At 48.7% G+C, this 21,875-nt stretch carries 16 protein-coding genes; 3 read left to right on the plus strand and 13 right to left on the minus strand.

What is annotated here, in order from left to right:
* Positions 1 to 9: 9 nt before the first annotated feature.
* The 6 genes from odhB to sdhC all read right to left on the minus strand — a co-directional run bounded on the left by odhB (position 10) and on the right by sdhC (position 7,585).
* The gene (gene odhB / locus ACOQOZ_RS05395; RefSeq protein ID WP_420591254.1) at positions 10 to 1,230 is read right to left on the minus strand and encodes a 2-oxoglutarate dehydrogenase complex dihydrolipoyllysine-residue succinyltransferase; all 1,221 of its coding nucleotides are present in this window, start codon (positions 1,228 to 1,230) and stop codon (positions 10 to 12) included.
* A gap of 26 nt (positions 1,231 to 1,256) precedes the next feature.
* Positions 1,257 to 4,094: a 2-oxoglutarate dehydrogenase E1 component gene (locus ACOQOZ_RS05400; RefSeq protein WP_420591255.1), complete on the minus strand. Its 2,838-nt coding sequence runs from the start codon at positions 4,092 to 4,094 to the stop codon at positions 1,257 to 1,259.
* Positions 4,095 to 4,368: 274 nt separating this feature from the next.
* Entirely contained in the window at positions 4,369 to 5,079 is a 711-nt protein-coding gene (locus ACOQOZ_RS05405; RefSeq protein ID WP_420591256.1) for a succinate dehydrogenase iron-sulfur subunit, read from the minus strand.
* Positions 5,080 to 5,093: 14 nt separating this feature from the next.
* Entirely contained in the window at positions 5,094 to 6,866 is a 1,773-nt protein-coding gene (sdhA, locus tag ACOQOZ_RS05410; protein WP_420591257.1) for a succinate dehydrogenase flavoprotein subunit, read from the minus strand.
* Between the two features lie 3 nt (positions 6,867 to 6,869).
* Positions 6,870 to 7,217, minus strand: coding sequence for a succinate dehydrogenase, hydrophobic membrane anchor protein (gene sdhD / locus ACOQOZ_RS05415; protein ID WP_420591258.1), 348 nt, complete (start codon positions 7,215 to 7,217; stop codon positions 6,870 to 6,872).
* On the minus strand, positions 7,211 to 7,585 hold the full coding sequence (gene sdhC, locus ACOQOZ_RS05420) for a succinate dehydrogenase, cytochrome b556 subunit (protein ID WP_420591259.1): 375 nt from the start codon (positions 7,583 to 7,585) through the stop codon (positions 7,211 to 7,213). Before sdhC ends, sdhD begins: the two co-directional genes overlap by 7 nt.
* A 357-nt stretch (positions 7,586 to 7,942) precedes the next feature.
* Between sdhC and gltA the strand changes: the two genes are divergently transcribed.
* Positions 7,943 to 9,223: a citrate synthase gene (gene gltA / locus ACOQOZ_RS05425; RefSeq protein ID WP_420591260.1), complete on the plus strand. Its 1,281-nt coding sequence runs from the start codon at positions 7,943 to 7,945 to the stop codon at positions 9,221 to 9,223.
* 72 nt (positions 9,224 to 9,295) lie between these two features.
* Here gltA and ACOQOZ_RS05430 read toward each other — a convergent pair whose 3' ends face one another.
* Together ACOQOZ_RS05430 and ACOQOZ_RS05435 are read right to left on the minus strand one after the other, a co-directional pair.
* Entirely contained in the window at positions 9,296 to 10,792 is a 1,497-nt protein-coding gene (locus ACOQOZ_RS05430; RefSeq protein ID WP_420591261.1) for a DUF1501 domain-containing protein, read from the minus strand.
* Positions 10,793 to 12,673 carry a DUF1800 family protein gene (locus tag ACOQOZ_RS05435; RefSeq protein ID WP_420591262.1) on the minus strand — a complete coding sequence of 627 codons (1,881 nt, stop codon included), beginning with the start codon at positions 12,671 to 12,673 and terminating at the stop codon, positions 10,793 to 10,795.
* 227 nt (positions 12,674 to 12,900) lie between these two features.
* On the opposite strand from ACOQOZ_RS05435, the gene ACOQOZ_RS05440 reads away from it, so the two are divergent.
* Positions 12,901 to 13,482, plus strand: a complete 582-nt coding sequence (locus ACOQOZ_RS05440) for a hypothetical protein (RefSeq protein ID WP_420591263.1) — start codon at positions 12,901 to 12,903, stop codon at positions 13,480 to 13,482.
* Here ACOQOZ_RS05440 and ACOQOZ_RS05445 read toward each other — a convergent pair.
* Positions 13,479 to 14,288 (minus strand): MOSC domain-containing protein, encoded by an 810-nt coding sequence (locus ACOQOZ_RS05445; protein ID WP_420591264.1) that lies wholly within the window; start codon positions 14,286 to 14,288, stop codon positions 13,479 to 13,481. The genes ACOQOZ_RS05440 and ACOQOZ_RS05445 overlap by 4 nt on opposite strands.
* Positions 14,289 to 14,335: 47 nt before the next feature.
* On the minus strand, positions 14,336 to 15,283 hold the full coding sequence (locus ACOQOZ_RS05450) for a chemotaxis protein CheV (RefSeq protein ID WP_420591265.1): 948 nt from the start codon (positions 15,281 to 15,283) through the stop codon (positions 14,336 to 14,338).
* Between the two features lie 102 nt (positions 15,284 to 15,385).
* Here ACOQOZ_RS05450 and ACOQOZ_RS05455 point away from each other — a divergent pair, with 102 nt between their 5' ends.
* Entirely contained in the window at positions 15,386 to 16,624 is a 1,239-nt protein-coding gene (locus tag ACOQOZ_RS05455) for an EAL and HDOD domain-containing protein (RefSeq protein WP_420591266.1), read from the plus strand.
* 21 nt (positions 16,625 to 16,645) lie between these two features.
* Here the strand turns inward: ACOQOZ_RS05455 and ACOQOZ_RS05460 are convergent, their stop codons facing one another.
* From ACOQOZ_RS05460 to ACOQOZ_RS05470, 3 genes are all read right to left on the minus strand, one after another.
* On the minus strand, positions 16,646 to 18,205 hold the full coding sequence (locus ACOQOZ_RS05460) for an FGGY-family carbohydrate kinase (protein WP_420591267.1): 1,560 nt from the start codon (positions 18,203 to 18,205) through the stop codon (positions 16,646 to 16,648).
* A gap of 82 nt (positions 18,206 to 18,287) precedes the next feature.
* Positions 18,288 to 19,883, minus strand: coding sequence for a glycerol-3-phosphate dehydrogenase/oxidase (locus ACOQOZ_RS05465; protein WP_420591268.1), 1,596 nt, complete (start codon positions 19,881 to 19,883; stop codon positions 18,288 to 18,290).
* A gap of 150 nt (positions 19,884 to 20,033) precedes the next feature.
* Positions 20,034 to 21,653 (minus strand): FAD-binding oxidoreductase, encoded by a 1,620-nt coding sequence (locus tag ACOQOZ_RS05470; RefSeq protein WP_420591269.1) that lies wholly within the window; start codon positions 21,651 to 21,653, stop codon positions 20,034 to 20,036.
* Positions 21,654 to 21,875: the final 222 nt, after the last annotated feature.

Below are 21,875 nucleotides of genomic sequence, written 5' to 3' on the forward strand. Positions count from 1 at the left end.
ACTATCCGATTAAATGTCTAATAACAGGCGAGCCGGATCTTCCAGCAATTCCTTGATAGTTACCAGGAACTGCACTGCTTCCTTACCGTCAATCATGCGGTGATCGTAGGACAGCGCCAGATACATCATTGGTAAGATAACAACCTCACCATTAACAGCCATCGGACGTTCCTGGATCTTATGCATACCCATAATCGCGGTTTGCGGTGGATTCAGAATTGGAGTCGACATCAGGGAACCGAAGGTGCCGCCGTTTGAAATAGTGAAGGTACCACCCTGCATTTCATCGATGCCAAGTTTACCGTCTCGTGCACGTGCTCCGAAATCAGCAATAGTACTCTCAACTTCTGCTAAACCCATACCGTCAGTATCGCGCAAAATAGGTACTACCAGACCACGATCAGTAGAAACCGCAACACCGATATCCTGATAACCGTGATAAACCATGTCGTTACCATCGATTGAAGCGTTAACCGCAGGGAATCGCTTCAGCGCTTCAGTCGCTGCCTTCACAAAGAACGACATAAAGCCCAGCTTCACGTCATGCTTCTTAGCAAACTGATCTTTGTATTTGTTACGCAGATCCATGATTGGCTTCATGTTAACTTCGTTATAAGTCGTTAACATGGCAGCGTTTTGCTGTGCCTCAACCAGGCGACGGGCAATGGTTGCGCGCAGGCGAGTCATTGGAACACGCTTTTCAACTCGCTCACCCGCGTCAAAGCTGACCGCACCAGCATTCGCCGGAGCAGATTTTGCCGCGGCAGGAGCAGGTGCTGGAGCAGCCGCCGGTGCTGGCGCTGCTTTCAGGTGGTTTTGTACGTCTTCTTTAGTAACGCGACCGCCTTTACCTGTACCTTTGACGTCAGCCAGATTGATGCCTTTTTCGTCCGCCAGCTTGCGTGCCGCCGGACCAGCGATTGCGTCTTCAGTGCTGTCGCCAGTGCTTGCTTCAGCCGCTGGCTCAGCAGCAGGTGCTGCATCAGCAACTTCGCCTTCAACAAATACAGCCAGTACTTCATCACTCAGTACAACATCACCCTCTTCTTTCAGAATGTTCTTCAGAGAGCCAGCGGCTGGTGCCAGTACTTCCAAAACGACCTTATCGGTCTCAATGTCCACAATTAACTCATCACGCTGGATCGCCTCGCCCGGCTTCTTATGCCAGGTCGCTACTGTGCCATCGGCTACAGATTCAGGAAAAGTGGGTGCCTTAATTTCGATGCTCATTGATATTTTCCTTAGTGTTCCTGCGTTTAACCCTGAAGCCCTAAAGCGTCACGGATCAATTGTTCTTGTTGCTCCAGGTGGAGCGCCATATAACCAGCAGCTGGTGAAGCCGAAGCGTCACGACCTGCATATTCAAGGTGTAATTTGTTATCGATTGCCGCAACTGCGCGACGCATATGATGCTGACTGCTGTACCAGGCGCCCATATTCATTGGCTCTTCCTGTACCCAGTAAACTTCTTCCATATTGGTGAACTTCTTCAGAACCTCACCCAGGTCATCCGCCGGGAACGGATACAGCTGTTCAATACGAACAATAGCAACATCGTCGATGCTTTCCGCACGACGACGCTCCAGCAGATCGTAATAAACCTTACCGGAACACATCACAACGCGACGTACTTTCGCTGGATCCAGTTCATCAATTTCGTCCAGAACTGTCTGGAAGTGACCTTCGGCCAACTCTTCAAGCGTACTGGTTGCCAGCTTGTGGCGTAATAAGCTCTTAGGCGACATTACCACCAATGGCTTACGCAGCGGACGAATCACCTGACGACGTAACATGTGATAAACCTGTGCCGGGGTCGACGGTACACAAATCTGAACATTGTGCTCCGCACACAGCTGCAGGTAGCGCTCTAAGCGAGCAGACGAATGCTCAGGGCCCTGACCTTCATAACCGTGAGGCAGCAACATCGTCAAACCACACAGGCGGCTCCACTTATGCTCACCGGAAGAAATAAACTGATCGAACACCACCTGAGCACCGTTGGCGAAATCACCAAACTGAGCTTCCCAGATAACCAGCGCACCTGGGGTGGTTGTTGCGTAACCGTATTCGAATGCCAGTACCGCTTCTTCCGACAGGGTGGAGTCGTAAAGATCGAAAGCAGGCTGTTCGTCTTTCAGGTTACGTAATGGAATATAGGCTTCGCCGTCTTTTTGATTGTGCAACACAGCGTGACGGTGAGAGAAAGTACCACGACCAACATCCTGCCCTGTCATACGCACCTGATGACCTTCATCCAGCAAGGTGGCGTAAGCCATGGTCTCAGCGAAGCCCCAGTTAATAGGCATCGCGCCGGCAGCCATCTTACGGCGATCTTCAAGAATCTTGCTGACCTGACGCTGAACAGCAAAACCATCCGGCACTTCCAGCTGTTTATTCGCCAGTTCCTGCATACGCTTCAAGTCGAATGAAGTATCTGCTTTTGCAGTCCACTCATGACCCAGGTATGGAGTCCAGTCAACAAACAACTCTTCATTAGGTTCTTTCACCAGACTTTTGGCAACATGCAAGCCATTATCCAGTGCATTACGATATTCTTCTTCCAGGTCCTTTGACTGAGCCTGATCCAGAACACCTTCGCCAATCAGCTTCGTCGCGTATAAATCACGGGTGGTTTTTTGTGATTTAATTTTCGAGTACATCAGAGGCTGAGTACCAGATGGCTCGTCCGCTTCGTTGTGACCACGACGGCGATAACACACCATGTCAATCACGATGTCTTTTTTGAACTCATTGCGATAATCAACCGCTAACTGAGTCACAAACAATACAGCTTCCGGATCATCACCATTCACATGAAGAATTGGCGCCTCAACGATTTTGGCGACATCAGTACAGTATTCGGTAGAACGGTTATCATCGCGACGAGAAGTGGTAAAACCAACCTGGTTATTAATAACGATATGAATCGTACCGCCGGTTTTGTAAGCACGGGTCTGTGATAACTGGAAAGTTTCCATCACCACGCCCTGGCCAGCAAAAGCTGAGTCTCCGTGAATAAGAACCGGAACCACCTTTTCACCGGTCTCATCTTCACGACGGTCCTGACGAGCACGTACAGAGCCTTCAACTACCGGAGAAACAATCTCCAGGTGAGACGGGTTAAATGCCAGTGCCAGATGCACTTCGCCGCCAGATGTCATGATATTGGAAGAAAAGCCCTGGTGATATTTCACGTCACCGTGCGATTCGAACTGAACCTTACCATCGAATTCATCAAACAGATCCGACGTCTTTTTACCCAAGGTATTAATCAGGGTATTCAAACGTCCACGGTGCGCCATACCAATAACAATTTCTTTGGCACCGTAGGTTCCGGAACGCTGGATCAGCTCATCCATTAGCGGAATTAAACTTTCACCACCTTCCAGGCCAAAACGCTTAACACCCGGGTAACGTGAACCCAGGTATTTTTCCAAACCTTCACCAGCGGTTAAGCGCTCGAGCAGATGCAACTTAACTTCTTCGCCGAATTTAGGATGGGCACGCACACTTTCCAGGCGTTGCTGGAACCAGCGTTGTTCAGCGGTATTAACGATGTGCATGTATTCAGAGCCAACCGTACCGCAGTAGGTTGCATCCAATGCATCAACAATTTCTTTTAAGCTGGCTTCTTCCTGACCAATAAATAATGAACCGGTCTGGAATGTTGTATCCATATCTGCCTGGGACAACCCATGAAAAGACAGATCCAGATCCGGCACCACTTCTCGCTGCATCAGACCCAAAGGATCTAATTTTGCTTGCTGGTGACCACGACCGCGGTAAGCATTAATTAATTGGAGAACCTGAACCTGTTTACGTTCAAAATCTGAACTAACCGCCGCCTGAGAAGTGGGGCGTGAACGATTCTGGTTTTTGGATAAAAGAAGAAACTGTTCCCGAATGGGCTTGTGAGGAGTATCGACGGAAGTATTTTCGTCGACTCGTGGAAGCTGATCAAAGTAGCTGCGCCACTCTTCCGGCACTTCGTTCGGATCACGAAGATACGTTTCAAAGAGCTCTTCCACGTAAGCAACATTGCCACCCGCCAACTGCGAGGTGTTCCATAGTTGCTCCATTGTCTGCTCGTGCATGTTGTACGACCACCCTGTTTTTATTTAATACGAGGGATTCATCTACAGAGTGCACGCACCGACATTACGCTTTAGGGGCAAATGGAGGGCCAACCGGATATGGTTGAGAAGCCTCTGAGTTGAACCGGGGATTCCCCGTTCCCTCAACTAACAATATAGCTTAGTTAAAAATAGCGCTTTGTGGGCGCCATTTTTGAAAAAATGTTAACGTAAGTGAGCTGTGTGTCCAGCCCAACTTACGTCTAATACCACATGGTCGGTCTGTGGTAATTCCTTACAGCTGCTGGCTCAGCAGCATGTTACGGATGTGACCAATAGCCCGGGTCGGGTTCAGACCTTTCGGGCATACATTGACACAATTCATGATCCCACGGCAACGGAAAACGCTGAATGGATCACTCAATCCTGCCAATCGCTCTTCTGTTTTAGTGTCACGACTGTCCGCCAGGAAGCGGTAAGCCTGCAACAGACCAGAAGGACCAATGAACTTATCCGGATTCCACCAGAAAGAAGGACAAGCGGTAGAACAGCATGCACACAGAATACACTCGTACAAGCCGTCCAGCTTCTCACGCTCTTCCGGAGACTGCAGACGTTCAATCGCAGGAGCTGGCTTGTCATTCTGCAAGAATGGCTGAACCTTCTCGAACTGCTGATAGAACATGCTCATGTCAATTACCAGGTCACGAATAACCGGCAGACCAGGCAGAGGACGCAGAACCAGCTTGTCCATTTTGCCTTTAGTAGCTTCAGAGATCGGAGTGATACATGCCAGGCCGTTTTTGCCATTGATGCTCATACCGTCAGAACCACATACACCTTCACGACAAGAACGACGGTAGGCAACAGTTGGGTCCTGCTCTTTAACCAGAGCCAGCACATCCAGAATCATTACGTCTTTATTACCTGGAATGGTAATGTCGTAATCCTGCATGTATGGCGCTTCATCTTTTTCTGGATTGTAGCGATAAATACTAACTAACACGGTTCGACTCCCTATTAATAAGTACGGACTTTCGGCGGGAATGCTTCAACTGTCTTAGGAGCGAAGTTGACAGCACGCTTGCCGATTGTCTTGGTTTCAGGGAAATACAGAGAGTGGCACAGCCAGTTCTCATCATCACGCTCAGTAAAGTCATTACGGGCGTGAGCACCACGAGATTCTTTACGCTCAATCGCTGCAACAGCCGTTGCATAAGCAGTCTCGAACAGGTTATCCAGTTCCAGTGCTTCGATACGAGCCGTATTGAACGGACCACTCTTATCATCAAGAACCGTGTTCTTAACGCGAGCGCCGATTTCTTTCAGCATCTCGAGACCTTTTTCCATGCTTGGGCCTTCACGGAATACACCGAAGTACAGCTGCATGGTTTTTTGCAGATCAGCACGAACCTCAGCCACTTTTTCACCAGTGGAAGCATTGTTCAAACGATCCAGACGAGCCATTGCACGCTCGATGTCTTCGTCAGTCGGGTCAACAAAGTCGAAGCCTTCAGCAAAGCTCTTCTCAACCTGCAGACCTACCGCACGACCAAATACCACCAGGTCAAGCAGTGAGTTACCACCCAGGCGGTTAGCACCGTGAACCGATACACAAGCGATTTCACCCGCCGCATACAGACCTTCAATAACAACGTCGTTGCCATTTTCGTCCTGAGTCAGAGCCTGACCACCGATGTTCGTTGGTACACCACCCATCATGTAGTGACACGTCGGAACTACCGGAATAGGCACTTTTACAGGGTCAGCCTGAGCAAAGGTACGAGACAGCTCAAGAATACCCGGCAGCTTGGCGTTCAGGGTTTCTTCACCCAGGTGATCCAGCTTCAGGAATACGTGATCGCCATCTTCACCACAGCCACGACCTTCCAAAATTTCCAGAACCATCGAACGGGCAACAACGTCACGACCCGCCAGGTCTTTGGCGTTCGGAGCATAACGCTCCATGAAGCGCTCACCGTCTTTATTGATCAGGTAACCACCTTCACCACGACAGCCTTCTGTTACCAGCACACCCGCACCCGCAATACCGGTTGGGTGGAACTGCCACATTTCCATGTCCTGCATAGGAACACCGGCACGCAGCGCCATACCAACACCATCACCGGTATTGATCAGAGCATTAGTAGTAGACTGATAAATACGACCAGCACCACCAGTTGCCAGTACAGTTGCCTTGGCTTTGATGTATACGGTTTCGCCCGACTCAAGATCAATTGCAATAACACCAGCAACCTGACCTTTAGCGTTTTTAACCAGATCTACGGCGTACCATTCATTCAGGAAGGTGGTACCGCCTTTCAGGTTACCCTGGTACAAAGCGTGCAGCAGAGCGTGACCAGTACGGTCAGCAGCAGCACAGGTACGAGCAGCCTGAGTTGGATTATCAGGGCCTTTAGACTGACCACCGAAAGGACGCTGATAGATACGGCCATTCTCAAAACGAGAGAAAGGCAGACCCATGTGTTCCAGTTCGAATACAGCCTGAGGACCTACAGAACACATGTACTCAATGGCGTCCTGGTCACCGATGTAGTCGGAGCCCTTAACGGTGTCGTACATGTGCCAGCGCCAATCATCATTCGGATCAGCAGAAGCGATTGCACAGGTGATACCACCCTGCGCTGATACGGTGTGAGAACGGGTTGGGAAAACCTTGGTCACACACGCGGTTTTAATGCCAGCTTCAGTTAATTGCAGTGCAGCACGCATACCTGCACCACCACCACCAATTACGATGGCATCGAAGGACATAGTCTTAATTTTTGACATGACTTACACACCCCAAAGAATGTCGATACCCCAAACCAGGTATACAAACAGAGCGCCTGCACACACCAGTTGGAAAGCAAAGCGAACGCCGGCTGCTTTCAGGTAATCAGTTGAAACAGTCCACATACCTATCCAGGCATGGGCACACAGAGAAATCAGTGCTGCCAGCGAGAAAACCTTCATCCAGGTTTGCGCGAACAGGCCTTGCCACTGTGCAAACTGCAAGTCAGGCGAAGCAATTAAAAAGCCCAGTAAAAACAGAGTGTAAAGGGCCAGGACGACTGCAGTTAAACGCTGCACCACCCAATCGTACAGGCCACTACGGCCTAAGTTAGTGACACTTGCTACCATACCCAAACTCCCGCAAGAACGATTACGATGACACCAGCTACCAGAGTAATCATGGCACCAGTACGACCGCCTTCTTTGGTTTCACCAATTCCCATATCCATCAACAGGTGTTTGATACCTGCTACCAAGTGGTAACCCAGTGCGGAAACAATGCCCCAGGTGATGAATTTAACCAGGCCATTATCGAAGCCAGCTTTCAGTTCAGCGAAGCTTTCAGCAGATTCCAGCGAAGCACCCAGTGCGCACAGCATAAATGCTACGGCAACAAACAGGATGATTCCCGAAATACGATGCAGGATAGAGGCTTTGGCAGGAAGTGGGAGCTCAATAGTAGTCAGATCTAAATTTGTAGGTCTATTGCTATTCACGGCTCTTCTACACTCTCATTTTGGCTTAAGCTCAGGACGGCATCCCGGCATAAACACAGGCTTAAGAAATAACACCCGAACGCTGTACAAGTTCTGTATAGGTTTCAGGTTGCGACAAATTATAGTCGCGCCCCACCCGATTTACAAACCCAGACGATGTATGGAGGAATCCACATCACCTTAGTAGTAATACCTAACCGGGGCGCAGCAACTATACTAGAGCTCTCTCAGAGTAGCAGCTCGACCGCTGGGTAATTGACAAACAAAGTTCAGAACCTATAGTTGTGCCCTTTATTTTGAGGTCACGCCTTATTTCCAGCGGAAAAAGGCTAAAATTTGAACAAGCAGGAGGCCTGTATGGCTGACAAAAAAGCAACATTGAAAGTTGATGGCGTTGAGGAAACCTTAGAACTGCCGGTATATGAAGGCACACTGGGACCTGATGTAGTTGACGTTCGTAGTCTGACTGGCAAAGGCCTGTTCACCTATGACCCAGGCTTCGTATCTACCGCCGCTACCGAATCTAAAATCACCTTTATTGATGGTGGTAAAGGTGTGTTGCTGCACCGCGGCTATCCAATTGACCAATTGGCAGAAAAGTCCGATTATCTGGAAACCTGCTACCTGCTGCTGCACGGTGAGCTGCCAAACGCTGAACAAAAAGAAGCGTTCGTAAGCACCATTAAGAACCACACCATGGTTCACGAGCAACTGAGCCACTTCTTTAATGGCTTCCGTCGCGATGCTCACCCGATGGCTATCATGTGTGGTGTTGTGGGCGCTCTGTCTGCCTTCTACCACGATTCAACCGATATCTCGAATGAATCACACCGCATGATCTCGGCTCACCGTCTGATTGCTAAAATGCCAACTCTGGCAGCGATGGTTTATAAGTACAGCATTGGCCAGCCGTTCATGTTCCCACGTAACGACCTGAGCTACTCCGAAAACTTCCTGCACATGATGTTCAACACGCCATGTGAAGAAAAAGAAGTAAGCCCGGTTCTGGCCAAAGCAATGGATCGTATCTTCCTGCTGCACGCCGACCACGAGCAAAACGCTTCTACCTCCACTGTACGTCTGGCTGGCTCTACCGGTGCTAACCCATTCGCGTGTATTGCTTCTGGTATTGCTGCTCTGTGGGGCCCTGCTCACGGTGGCGCTAACGAAGCTGTACTGAACATGTTGAATGAAATTGGTGATGAGTCCAACATCGACAAGTTCATTGAAAAAGCCAAAGACAAGAACGATCCGTTCCGTCTGATGGGCTTTGGTCACCGTGTATACAAAAACTTCGACCCACGCGCCAAGGTTATGAAACAAACCTGTGACGAAGTTCTGGCTGAGCTGGGCATGGAGAACGATCCTCTGCTGAAGATCGCTATGAAGCTTGAGAAAATCGCTACTGAAGACGAGTACTTCGTTAAGCGTGGTCTGTACCCGAACGTAGACTTCTACTCCGGCATCATCCTGAAAGCGATTGGCATCCCTACAGAGATGTTCACTGTTATCTTCGCTACCGGCCGTACTCCAGGCTGGATCGCTCACTGGAACGAGATGATCAGCAGCGACTACCGTATCGGTCGTCCGCGTCAGCTGTACACTGGTCACCAGAAGCGTGATTACCCAGCGAAATAAGAAAAGTCTTTCTTTTCTGAATAAAAAAACCGCCAATTGGCGGTTTTTTTATGTCTCCCATTTCTGGCTGAATCAGGTTTTGATCAACCCCAGCGGATTATCTGCTTCCGTATCAAACGCATAGAAGTTTTTAAGGTTCGGGAATAATTTCCCCAAATCTCCTTTCTGCACACCAAACCATAATGCCAGCTCAGCATAGAGTTCATCAGTCGCTGTCGTTGGAATCAACACCCCATCACCGGCATCCAATGGATTAGCGTCGCCTAATGACAGCGCCGGATATTCACCAAATACTTTGCCACCATCAACATCATTGCCCATCACCAGAGTATTCCCTCCCCATGCGTGATCCGTGCCGTTACCATTGGAGGTTAATGTTCGTCCGAAGTCTGAACCGGTAAAAGTAACCACTTTATCTGCAACACCTAACTCATCCAAAGCCTGCTGAAAAGAACCAAGCGCATCATCAAGAATCTTCAGCATAGAACCATGTTTTTTCAGCAGCTCATCATGATGATCCCAGCCGATATAGCGAATAAAGAACGTTTGCTGGCGCATTCCCAACTGCGGTGCAGCTTTAATTGACTTAGCCACCATTTTTAACTGACGAGATAAGTCCGTATCCGCAAATCCAGTATTAATGGTTATATCTTTGGTCGCTGCCAGAAATTTCTCATGTTGCGCCTGAGAATTACGTGTCGCGCCAATGTAGGATTCCTGAAAAGCGCTTGATGGTTGCGACTCAAGGATTTTATTAAAACCATTCAGGAGTTCGCGATTCAGATCCGCCTGAGGTCCGGTAATACTCGGATCTTTTACGGCCAGACCAATACTGCCTTTATCTGTGATGGCGTATTCCGTGACTTCCTTACCATTTTGCATAATGTTGCTGCCAGCCAGAGATATATTCATTGATATATCGCTGCTCGCCTTATTTTTCTGCAACACATCGGCAAAATCGCCAAACCAGCCACGATTAATCCGCTCTCCGGGATTCGAAGTCTGCCAATGCTTAAACTGATCAGAGTGTGACATCAACCCTACTGGCAGAGGCTTAGAACTGGCTTTGAATTCTGCCTTAGTGACACGCTCAATCATCGGGGCAACATTGGCGACAAACGCCAGTTTATTCTGATTAAACAGCGCCTGAACTTTCGGCAGGTTCTGATGCAGACCAAAGGTTTTCTGGTTTGTGTCGGTAAATCCATTTAATGCAAGCAAGGACTCCTTAGTCAGCGACAAACCGCCACGACTGGCCTTATATTCGTTGTACGCAGCTGTCGATGTAGGTACCAGCATATTGAAACTGTCATTACCACCATCCAACATAATAAACACCAGCGCTTTATCGGCAGCATTAATACTGATCTGATCGCCTGGCGTTGCCGGGTTATTGTTATCCGGCTCTTGTGGTGGAGTGACGGGATCGGTTGGCTTATCCGGCTCGGGCGCAGTAATTGGCTTATTTTTAACACTGCCACCACCACAACCAACCATTACCCCCGAACCCAGTACAACCGTACCGGTGGTTTTTACGAAATCTCGTCGTGTAATTTTTTTATTTTTCACTTAGGCCTCCAATACGACAAAGTCCGGTGAAATCGCCACCATAAAAATAACCGTCTGCACAATCCACAGGCGTTGCTCAGGACTGGTTACATCGTAGTTTTTAAACGCATCTTTAATATTAGGTTTAATCGTCAGATTCGTCTTACCGCATAAAATCAGACTGACACGGTCGATCAATTCGTCATGCTTAGCCACGTCGGCTGCCAACTCCAGCTCTTTCGTCAGGTTAAGCTTCAGCTTGTCCGCAGATCTGGCCAGTAACTTATCGGGATCCAGTTCCGGTACATTTTTAATATCAGATTTGCTGTTAGTGGTGGTGCTCACCAATGGCAATGCGCCCCCCAGCAGCCAATCATAAATCATGTTCACATAAGCGATCGACGTAGAGGAATTATGTAACTCAAACTCTGGCGCAACTTTATCAGCCTGTTCTAGTTTTCCATGAGGAACAAAATCTGGCTTATAAAAGTTAAACACGGTTGGTGACGACAACGGATGCTGACTCAATGCTTGTTTTACAGATTCGCCAATCACCCACATCCGATGACTGTCATTGTTGACACCGAATGCACGCAGAATCTGCGTCACGCGCAATAACGGAGATTTAAGTTTTTCGGTTCCATCGGTTGCGGATGAATCCGTCTTTTTTGTCACCGGATTGCTTTGCGGATACAACAGAGTTTCACGTACGGCAGCTTTCAAATCACCAGCTGCGCCAAACTTTTCAGCAACGGCATGAATATATTCTGGTGTAGGGTTTGACGTCACCAACTGCTGGATCAATTTTCGGCAAATAAACGGAGCCGTACTGGGGTGTCCAACCAGGCCCTCGACGGCCTGATCAATATCCTGCTGAGCGGTATTTCCAGCCGCCAGACTGATGCGCCCTTTCAGCAGGCTTTTGCTGTCTTTATCATGAAAGGCATCATCCAACGTCATGGTGCTGACCATGTCAACATAAGGCACCATTTTAAAGGTCTTACTAACGCCATCTCCCAGAGAAATTGATTTACCCTCAATATCTCCGAACGTGATTTTAGCGCCGTCATCCCCTACTTTAGCGCTTGGCCATTCATAGCTGTATTTATTCGACTTCAGCCCGGTAAATACCCGTGCGAGCTGTTTAATATCATTATTATCGTAGGTTGGAATATCCTGATTAGCCAGGTTCTTTTTACGCTCTCCATTTTTCTCCAGTTCGAATAAACCGATGGAGAAAAGCTGCATAATTTCACGGGCGTAGTTTTCGTCCGGATGAATATTTTTACTTTTATCGCCTTTCACATTATTCATATGACTGAGATACACACCCATACATGGATGCATCGTCACTTCTTTTAATAATGTTTTATAGCTGCCTAACGCATTGCGATACAAGATATCGTAAAAGCTTCCTAAGCCTTCTGAATCAAGCTCCAATATAGAATTATCAGATACCACCAGAATTTCACTTAATGCCTGAGCAATCCGATGACGCAACAAATCTTTATCGTCAGCTTCTTTGGCCGAGACTCTTGCCGTTTCAGTAATTGGATCATTAGCCAGATCCGGACTATTAGTCCCCTTTGCTAAGGTCCGGTGCCACCAGGCCATGCGAAAATAATATTTGTACGGCAGTGCCGGGTTATTTCCTTCACCGTTGATTGCGGTTTCGCCATGCTGAGATTTCAGCAACTCACGAAAACCTTTATTACCACTTTCACCACGCCACAATTGTTTTACTTTGGTATGAAAACTATCGCTGGCATCATAATTATTATTTAACTGTTGCTCGAGCCAATTACTGATCCCCTGGTTTTTAACCTGCTGAATCGTATCGTAGTTGCTCCCAAGCGTTGCCTGCATCAGAAAACGCGCGGCTTCTTGCTCTGTATTTGGCATTACTGCATACCCGGAATTAATCAAACTAACTCAGTAACTCTAGCACTGACAAATCCCGCCAACAGTGGGTTTACGCGGTTATCTGACACGTATCACAAGTTCGTCATTCAGTTTCTAACTGAGCAATTCTGGACACGCCAAAATGAATATTCGTGCTCCTCATAATGAAGCTCGCACTTATCGTATTATCATCTATGCTGAATGCAGCATATTGGGAAGAGATACATATGAGTTCTGCACAACGCCATACGCTGGGGGGAACCTCCGGGGCAGCTCAGGGTGAGCCAGACTGGAGCCAGATCAGTGAAACGCTTGCAATGCTGGCATTGGCCATCGCTCAGATCGACACGTCACTGCAAGAAGGCAATCAGTCGGTTAACCAGCTGACAGAGAACTTTACGGCAATGGCCAATAACACCCATAAGATCCTGGAGCTCAGCCAGGACAGCGACGGCGATAACCACAGTCAGATTTCGGGGATTGCCGGCGAAATAAATGGCGAGATCCAGCAGGCAGTAATTGCCTTTCAGTTTTATGATCGCCTGACCCAACGACTTGAACACGTTGGTGACAGCCTGGAACGCATGGGCCACCTGATGAATGACGCCAAACAGCGCTATCAGATTGAGTCCTGGCGTTCGCTGCAGGATCACATCAAAGGCAACTACACCATGGAAGCCGAGCGCATCATGTTTGAACATATCATGGCTGGCCACTCTGTTGCAGAAGCATTAGAGATTTACCATCACCACTTTGAACAGGGTGAAGAAGAGTCGTTTGGAACCGACGATGAGATAGAGCTGTTTTAAACAGCTCTTAGTGTTTCCCCAACCCGAATTTCCGCCAGGTCATATTCAATCCCATTCTGTCCGAAGATAATTTTACCATCGATACGACAGTATTGTTTCAGCACCTCAAGTACGTCCGCTTCTCGCTCTTGTGTCTCAAGATTTCGGGTTGGAATGACACAGCGTTCACAAGGCTTGACCAACTTCACTCCGCCCTGGGCAAATTCAAGCGCCTGCCATTTCAGCTCAGCAAACGCCGCGATATCGCCCGCAACCAAAACATTCGGGCGAAAACGCTCAATGGCGATCTCACGTCCAACCTCAGCCGAAATAAAATCAATACTGGCCTCAGTAGTAACCAACAACGGATAGCCGTCAGCAAACCCGACATAGCGACCGTGCTCTGCTCGTTTCAGGCTCACCTGACGCTGACTGTCGTCTGGCAGCATCACCAGGCGGCAAGGCTTACCCAGCAATTCAGAGAGCCATTCAGCCGCCTCATCACCACAATCGGTAGCCTCCAGCGAATCTTTCCATACTGTCACAGACAGCTTGTCCGTTTTTAGCGTATTCACCGACACATGCAGCGGGCTGACATCCTTTGCGGATAACGTCAGTGTTTCAATCTGGTGAGAGTTATTGATTTCGACCGATGGCTGTATAAAAGCCATTTTTGGCAACTGGCGCTGAGTTAAGAATTTACCTTCCGGATTCACCACCATAAAACGGCGATCTCCGGCCGGGCCATATTGATCAAAGTGCAACCGGTCTACTTCAACTGGGGCGCAGGATTTGACGGGATAGATAAACAGACGGGAAATATGCATAACAGCCTCACCAGTAGATTAGGCCGTTATGCTACAAGGAAAGGCCGCTACTCTAAAGGAGGCATTTTCATCTTTTCGCGCATCAGACGCTGAACCTCTTTTGCCATGGTTTCAGGGGCAAACTTCGACAGGAAGCCGTTACAACCCACCTTCTCAACCATTGCTTTGTTGAAGTTACCAGACAACGATGTGTGCAGAATGATGAAGGTGTCTTTTAATTCAGGATCACGACGAATTTCGGTGGTCAGCATGTAGCCGTCCATTTCCGGCATTTCTGCGTCGGTAATGATCATCACCAGCTCGTCATTGATATCCCGACCTTCTTCTTTCCAGTGTGTCAGCAGCTGGTAAGCCTCAAGGCCATTATTGGCCTGGATTACATTCAACCCCATTGGATCGAGCACTGATCGCATCTGTTGTAACGCTACGGAAGAGTCATCAACAATAAGGATTTTCTTATCCTTAATACGCGCCAACAATTCCTGATCGTATACGTCTGCCGACAGCTGCATATTGTATGGAGCAATTTCGGCCAGCACTTTCTCAACGTCGATAATTTCAACGATACGATCATCAATCCGGGTAATTGCCGTCAGGTAATGTTGTCGCCCCGCCCCTCCGGGAGGTGGCAGAATTTCATTCCAGTTCATATTAACGATTCGATCAACGCCACCCACAAGAAACGCCTGCACCGTCATATTGTATTCGGTAACAATGATAGTGGCGTCTTCATCCGGAGTGCGTAACGGCCCCATCTGAATCGCGTTACGCAGGTCAACCACAGGCACTGTCTGACCACGCAAATGCGTTACTCCACGAACCACCGGATGGCGATCAGGGATTTCAGTCAGCGGCGGTAATCGCATTACTTCCTGCACCTTGAATACGTTGATCGCGAACTGCTGCGATCCGCCCAGGTGAAACAACAACAATTCAAGCCGGTTTTGCCCCACCAACTTGGTACGGGCGTCAACCGCACTGAGAACACCGCTCATATTACACTCCAATAACCTTTCTCTAACAAAGTGTAGCCAAGCTCATCAAAAACGCATGGAAATAGCAGCTACACTGTAATCAGGTTCGCAGAGAATAATAAGATGACTGATATCGGGCTGCCGCTACTGGCACGACAACCCATTCTGGATCACAACTTACAGGTAATTGGCTATGAGCTTTTGTGCCGCCCTCATCCTCAGGATGATGCTGCCTGGCAGGAAAGTCAGGGTGACCATGCCACCAGCGAAGTGATGATTGGCGCCTATCAGGAGCTGGGATTTGAGAAAGTAACAGGAGGCTTACCGGCTTTTGTAAACTTCACCCGCAACTGGTTATTCAATCCGCCAGTGGTCTCCAGCAACATGTTGGTTGCAGAAGTACTCGAATACGTGTCAGCGGACGAAGATACGATTCTGGCGATTGAGCAGTTACGGCGGATGAACTACCAGATTGCGCTAGATGACTTTATTGCCGAACCCAATCAGATTCGCCTATTACCTTATGTAGACATTGTTAAAGTCGATATTTTGCGTTTGCCTGATATCCAGCAATTGTTCCCGATGATTCAGGCCTACCAACGCCCGGGGTTAACCTGGCTGGCAGAGAAAGTGGAAACACCTGAAGAGTATGAAGAGTGTCGCAAGGCCGGCTGTACGTTATTCCAAGGCTATTTTTTCGCTAAACCAACCACGATGTACGGCAAACGATTACCCGACAATAAAATATCGGTACTCCAGCTGCTTGAGCAATTAAATAACCCGGATGCTGAAATTGCTGACATCAGTAAAACCCTGCAAACCGAGCCACAGCTCAGCTTTCGATTGCTGCAACTGGTTAATTCCGCTGCGGTAGCTTGCGCTGTGGAAGTAACCTCGATTCAACAGGCACTGATGTTGGTTGGGCTGGATAAAATTAAAACCTGGGCCAAAGTTTTATCGCTGGGACAATTATCTGACAAACCAGAAGTATTACGCGAGCAAGCGGTTCTACGTGGTTTTCTGACACAGGAACTGGCAACCAAGCAAACCACTCTGGATAGCAACACCGCGTTTACTCTTGGTTTATTTTCGCTATTGGATGCTTTTCTGGATTTATCCATGGAAGAAGTGTGCGAACGCCTGAATTTACCTCAAGAACTGTCTGGCGCCCTTACCCACCACAAAGGGAAATATGGACAGGTTCTCGGCCTGGTTGAGGAGATGGAGCGAGCAAACTGGGAAAGTGCCAGCTTCAGTCAGCTGGAAGAATTGCAACTGGAAATTACTGATATTACCAGCAGCTATCAAAATGCATTGCATGCCAGCAGAGATTTACTGCTATCAACAAAAAGCCAGGCTTAATGCCTGGCTTTTTTGATCTGGTTATTTAGGGTAACCGGTAATTTCGCGAATCGATTGATACAAGGGCTTCATGCGCTTGTACATCTTCTGATAAACCTCTTTGTAGAGACGATCATACAACTGAACCGTTGGGAAATGAGGCTCAAACACATCCCCTTTATGGGTCATATTATCAATCGCAGTGCGATAGTCCGGATAAATACCTAAGCCTACAGCACAATTGATTGCCGCCCCCAGCCCCGATGCCTCAAACGTGTGCGGACGCTCCGCTGGCATACCGAAAATATCAGCCGTTAACTGCATCGCTGCATCCGACTGAGAACCACCACCCGATACACGTAAACGTGTAATAGGTATACGGCTGCGTTTTTCGATCTGCTCTTTACCCTGACGCAACTCGTACGCCAGACCTTCGAGAATCGCGCGATAAATATGTGCACGTTTGTGGACGTCACCAAAACCAATCAAGGAGCCTTTACCTTCCGGCCCTGGCTGGCGAACACCCGGCGACCAGTAAGGTTGCATCATCAGGCCCATAGAACCTGCAGGCACCTGATTTAATAATTCATCAAATAACTGCTCAGCTTCCAACCCCATTTCTTTGGCTTTGCGCTGTTCGTAATGGGCGAACTCTTCCTTAAACCAGCTCACCATCCAGAAGCCACGATACACCATCATCTCGGTATTGTAGTGACCCGGAATAGCCGCAGTATAAGGCGGAATAAACGGAATGGTTTCGATGTACTTCGGCGTTGTGGTGTTGATGGTTGCGGTAGTACCGTAACTTAAACAACCAATGTGTGGATCAGAACCACCGGCACCTAATACTTCACAGGCTTTATCCGAAGCTGCGGCGATCATTGGCAGACCCACTGGTAAGCCGGTTGCTTCGGCAGCGGCTGGAGAAATATGGCCCAATGTTTCGCCGGGCTTAACCAGCTCAGGCATCATCTCACGACGAGCAGCCAGCAATTTCCATTTCAGGTCTGATTTTTTCGCCCAGTCCTGGCGCTTATAATCGTAAGGCAAATAACCAACAATCGAACCAACCGAGTCTTTTAATTCACCGGTTAACTGCAGCGTTAAATAACCGGACAGATTCACATAATGTTTGGTTTTTTCCCAAACTTCAGGCTCATTCTGAGCTAACCAGTTACAACGGGCTTTTGATCTCAGTTCATTGATCAGGTTACTCAGGCCCAGCATTTTAATCGCAAAACCCAGTGGACCGGATAATGGCTTTTCCGGCTCGGCTTTACGCTGGTCCATCCAGACGATCGCCGGACGTAATGGCTTTTTATCTTCACCCAGATTAATCATGGTGTAACGCTGGGTCGTCAGCGATACGCCACGCACCTGCTCAGGCTTCACAACCCCCTGAGCCCAGAAGTTTTCGAATGCTTTCGCCAGCGACTGCCAATAATATTCTGCGTCCTGCTCCGCCCACCCTGGGTGCTCAGAAACATACGCTTCCAGGTTAACCTTGCTCTTTGCGACTTCATTACCATTCAGATCGAATGCCAACACCCGGACACTTTGGGTTCCGTTATCAATAGACAATAAATAAGGCTGATCGCTCACAAGGTTTTCCTTCAGATATTATTGTATTTTTTGTTATCGCAGCCTGAACAGATTATTCAGGCCACGAGAGTACTGCGTTAACTCAGGCAGGAATGCCGTAGTGCTTTTCCCAGATTGACTGGTAACGCGCTTTTTCTTCAGCCCACTGTTGCTCAGTCCAGCCTAATTCTTCAGCGCAGATCGCACGGATTTTATCTTCATAAATTAAGCCGCCCTGCTCGATCAATAAACCAATACGGGTACGACGTAATAATAAATCATCCAGATGAACGACCGCTTCATTCGCAGCCGCCCAGCGCAATTCTGCCCATACAGCACGCGCACCCGGAATCACTTCCATTTCTCCATCACGGGCACACGCCAGCAATGCATCAATGTCCATACCATAGTGGCCTTTCAGACGCTTCTGAATATAAGACGGCAATGCAGCAAACTGTTTGAACGTTGGCTCATACTTAGTAAAAATCTGAGCGCCAAATTCGCCATCGTTATAGTTTTTGATATATTTTTTCGCGGCATTTAACGTATCCAGTGCAATCAGACGGAACGTCGTTAACTTACCGCCAGAAACCGATACCAGACCGTTATCATCCCAAACGCTGTGGTCACGTTTTTCTTTGGATGGGTTCAGTGCACCGGAAGAAACTAACGGACGAACACCCGCCCAGCTGGAAATAATGTCGCCTTCATTTAATTCCGCTTTCGGGAATTGATGACGTGCCACTTTGAGCAAATATTCCAGTTCTTCACGAGTCATGCTGGCTTCGGTGTTATCGATGCCATTATTGTCGAGGTCGGTGGTACCAACGACGGTACGGCCTTCCCACGGGAAGATAAAAATCGGACGTTTATCATCAGGATGCATCGCAGTGTAAGACTGCGAAACCGGCAGACGCCAGTAAGGCACAACAATGTGTGATCCACGCGCCGGACGAATATTTTTTTCGTCGGTCATTTCTGCGCGTAATTCATCCGCCCAGGCGCCGGTAGCGTTAATCACTGCATCGGATTTAACTTCGTAGGTTTCGCCGGTTAAAGCATTTTCCAGCACAGCACCAACAACGCGGTCACCGTCTTTTAACAGGCTTTTAACACCGACATAGTTAACCACTTCAGCACCGTCTTTTTGTGCTTCGCGTAATACACGAACCACCAGGCGGGAGTCATCGGTTACTGCATCGGCGAACTGAGTACCACCGATCAGGTTGTCTTCATTAATGTTCGGGCTTAAGAAGCCCACTTTGTCGTTTTCGAAGAACTTGCGATAACGACGACCAGCAAAAAAATCATAAACACGCAGCAAGGTGTTAAAAACAAACGGTCCCGGGAAGCCACCTTTATAGTGCGCCATCATGTAAGCCATCTGGTCTACCAGACCAGGCGCCTCAACCATCAGACGTTCACGTTCCTGTACCGAGTGCATAGTAGTTTTTACATCACCCGCGGCGATGTAACGCAAACCACCGTGAACCATTTTCGAAGAGCGGCTAGAGGTTCCCCAGGCAAAATCCTGGCGCTCCAGCAGCAGGGTTTTTAAACCGCGACGGGCCGCTTCACGGGCGATCCCCGCGCCGGTAATACCGCCACCAGCGATAATCACATCCCATTGCTCAGATTCATTTTTCAGACGGTTTAACAGACGGTCTCGGTTACCTGCCTGCCATGCTTCTTGCCACATATTCGTTTTTATTCCTGTTTCACAAAGTAGCCCGGCACTGGAAATTCCAGGCCGGGCTGTGATAACGCGTTAAGCCACATCATCTGTCTGAGCAGATTTTAAAGCGATGCCACCGCCAGCGTACGACGAGGTGAGAACCCAGCCATTCAGTTATTTGTAAGACTTGCCTTTTTCCAGCAAAGTCCCCGGATTCAGACGCTGATCCGGATCAAAATCTTCCGTTAAGGTTTGCAGGATACGCATACCCAGCTTGCCTTTTTCCGCTTCCAGATATGGAGCGTGATCTTTACCCACACCGTGTTGGTGCGAAATGGTTGCGCGATGGCTGGCAATCACCTCAGAAGCACTGCCCTTCAGCTTCTGCCAACGCTTGTAAGTCTGCTCGTAGCTGTCTGCACAGCGGAAGAAATACGTGGTGTAGATACTGCAACCCTGACCGTATAAGTGAGACAGGTGAGTAAATACCATCACATCTTCGTTTTCGTCTTTCAGTGCATTTTCCAGTGACGATTCAATATCGTTTAACAGCTTATCGACGTTGTCCCAATCGGTAGAGGTTTCCAGCGTATCGATGGCGATACCTTCCTCCCAGGTGGTTTCACGCAGATAAGGGAATTTGAAACGACCTTCCGCCCAGATGGTGCCCATCATGTTAGCGATAACACCACCAACACCGCCGTTCGACTTCAGCACTTTGCGGATTTGCTTTAACGAGGCCTTGTTCTGGAACTTGCTGCCGGTTACACCGAAAGTCAGCATGCAACGCTCATCGCCCATGCCGCGGAAACGCAGGAATTTATCCAGCGCCTTAAACTGCGACTCTTTGGTGCCCAGGTGAGCGTGTGCTTTGGATTCTTTGGCGTTGGAAACACGCATCATCGACATAGGTACACGTTGCTGAACCAGTTCACGTACCGCGTCTTTGGCCGCTTTCCAGTTCGGCATAAAATACACGAAGAATTTTTCTTCTTCGGCCAGGCGGCTAACGCGAACCTTAACTTCGGTAAAGATACCCATGCGGCCTTCGGTGCCCATGGTCACTTCACGCAGATCCGGACCTGCAGAAGATGCCGGAATCGTTGGAATTTCTAACGAGCCATGCAGCGTTTCCATGCGGCCACCGGCAAACATCTGCTCGATACGGCCATAACGCAGAGACTGCTGACCGGAAGAACGGGAAGCAATCCAACCCCCAACGGTTGCCAGCTCCCAGGATTGCGGGTAATGACCCAGCGTATAACCACGAGCACGCAGCTGAGATTCAACCAGCGGACCCGGAGTACCAGCGCCAAACGTAGCGATCTGGCTTTCTTCGTTCAGATCCATCAGCTGATTCATGCGACCCATATCAATGGTCAGGATCGCACGAGTGCTTTCTCCCGGAGTGATATGACCAGCAACGGAAGTACCACCGCCGTAAGGAATCACTTCGAAATCGTTCTGTACTGCGAAATCTAATAATTCGCGTACCTGAGCACTGGTTTCCGGATAGGCGACACCGTCAGGGAAATGCCCAAAATCACCACTGTGCATTGCCAGCCAATCCGGAAAGCTTTGACCACGAGCATGACGGACACGGTCTTCAGCCGCCGTCATAATCAGTGGATGTTGCGGTAAACGGGAAGCAGGTACCTTAGCCATTACCTCTTCTAAGGTTGCTGACGGCAGGGCTTCTGGCTTACCAATGATCGAATGAATCAGCTCACGACCGTGATCCGATACTTCTTTTGTGTAATTTTCATCACCCCAGCCATTCCAACGACGACCCATGCTTCCACCTTTATTATTTTGCGACAGCCCGACCAACATGCGGCCAGACCAGATAGTTAACTTTTGTTGAGCAGATTCACAACATAAATGCGATCAACCCGTTAGACCCCAACCACAGACAAGGTTACACTGTGGGCTTAAACACCAGACGCTCAGGGCCGATTCTCTTCTATGGCACTCACTATAAAGCGTTCGGCAGGACAATCACTGACCCAATGGGAC

The organism is Bacterioplanoides sp. (genome assembly GCF_965219715.1).
Taxonomy (GTDB): Bacteria; Pseudomonadota; Gammaproteobacteria; order Pseudomonadales; family Oceanobacteraceae; genus Bacterioplanoides.

Excerpts from the sequence above, each read along its gene's own strand:
- sdhD (WP_420591258.1), bottom strand. The coding sequence starts at position 7,217 with ATGGTAGCAAGTGTCACTAACTTAGGCCGTAGTGGCCTGTACGATTGG.
- ACOQOZ_RS05400 (WP_420591255.1), bottom strand. The coding sequence starts at position 4,094 with ATGCACGAGCAGACAATGGAGCAACTATGGAACACCTCGCAGTTGGCG.
- ACOQOZ_RS05440 (WP_420591263.1), top strand. The coding sequence starts at position 12,901 with ATGAGTTCTGCACAACGCCATACGCTGGGGGGAACCTCCGGGGCAGCT.
- ACOQOZ_RS05435 (WP_420591262.1), bottom strand. The coding sequence starts at position 12,673 with ATGCCAAATACAGAGCAAGAAGCCGCGCGTTTTCTGATGCAGGCAACG.
- odhB (WP_420591254.1), bottom strand. The coding sequence starts at position 1,230 with ATGAGCATCGAAATTAAGGCACCCACTTTTCCTGAATCTGTAGCCGAT.
- sdhA (WP_420591257.1), bottom strand. The coding sequence starts at position 6,866 with ATGTCAAAAATTAAGACTATGTCCTTCGATGCCATCGTAATTGGTGGT.
- ACOQOZ_RS05470 (WP_420591269.1), bottom strand. The coding sequence starts at position 21,653 with ATGGGTCGTCGTTGGAATGGCTGGGGTGATGAAAATTACACAAAAGAA.
- gltA (WP_420591260.1), top strand. The coding sequence starts at position 7,943 with ATGGCTGACAAAAAAGCAACATTGAAAGTTGATGGCGTTGAGGAAACC.
- ACOQOZ_RS05445 (WP_420591264.1), bottom strand. The coding sequence starts at position 14,288 with ATGCATATTTCCCGTCTGTTTATCTATCCCGTCAAATCCTGCGCCCCA.
- ACOQOZ_RS05455 (WP_420591266.1), top strand. The coding sequence starts at position 15,386 with ATGACTGATATCGGGCTGCCGCTACTGGCACGACAACCCATTCTGGAT.
- ACOQOZ_RS05465 (WP_420591268.1), bottom strand. The coding sequence starts at position 19,883 with ATGTGGCAAGAAGCATGGCAGGCAGGTAACCGAGACCGTCTGTTAAAC.
- ACOQOZ_RS05450 (WP_420591265.1), bottom strand. The coding sequence starts at position 15,283 with ATGAGCGGTGTTCTCAGTGCGGTTGACGCCCGTACCAAGTTGGTGGGG.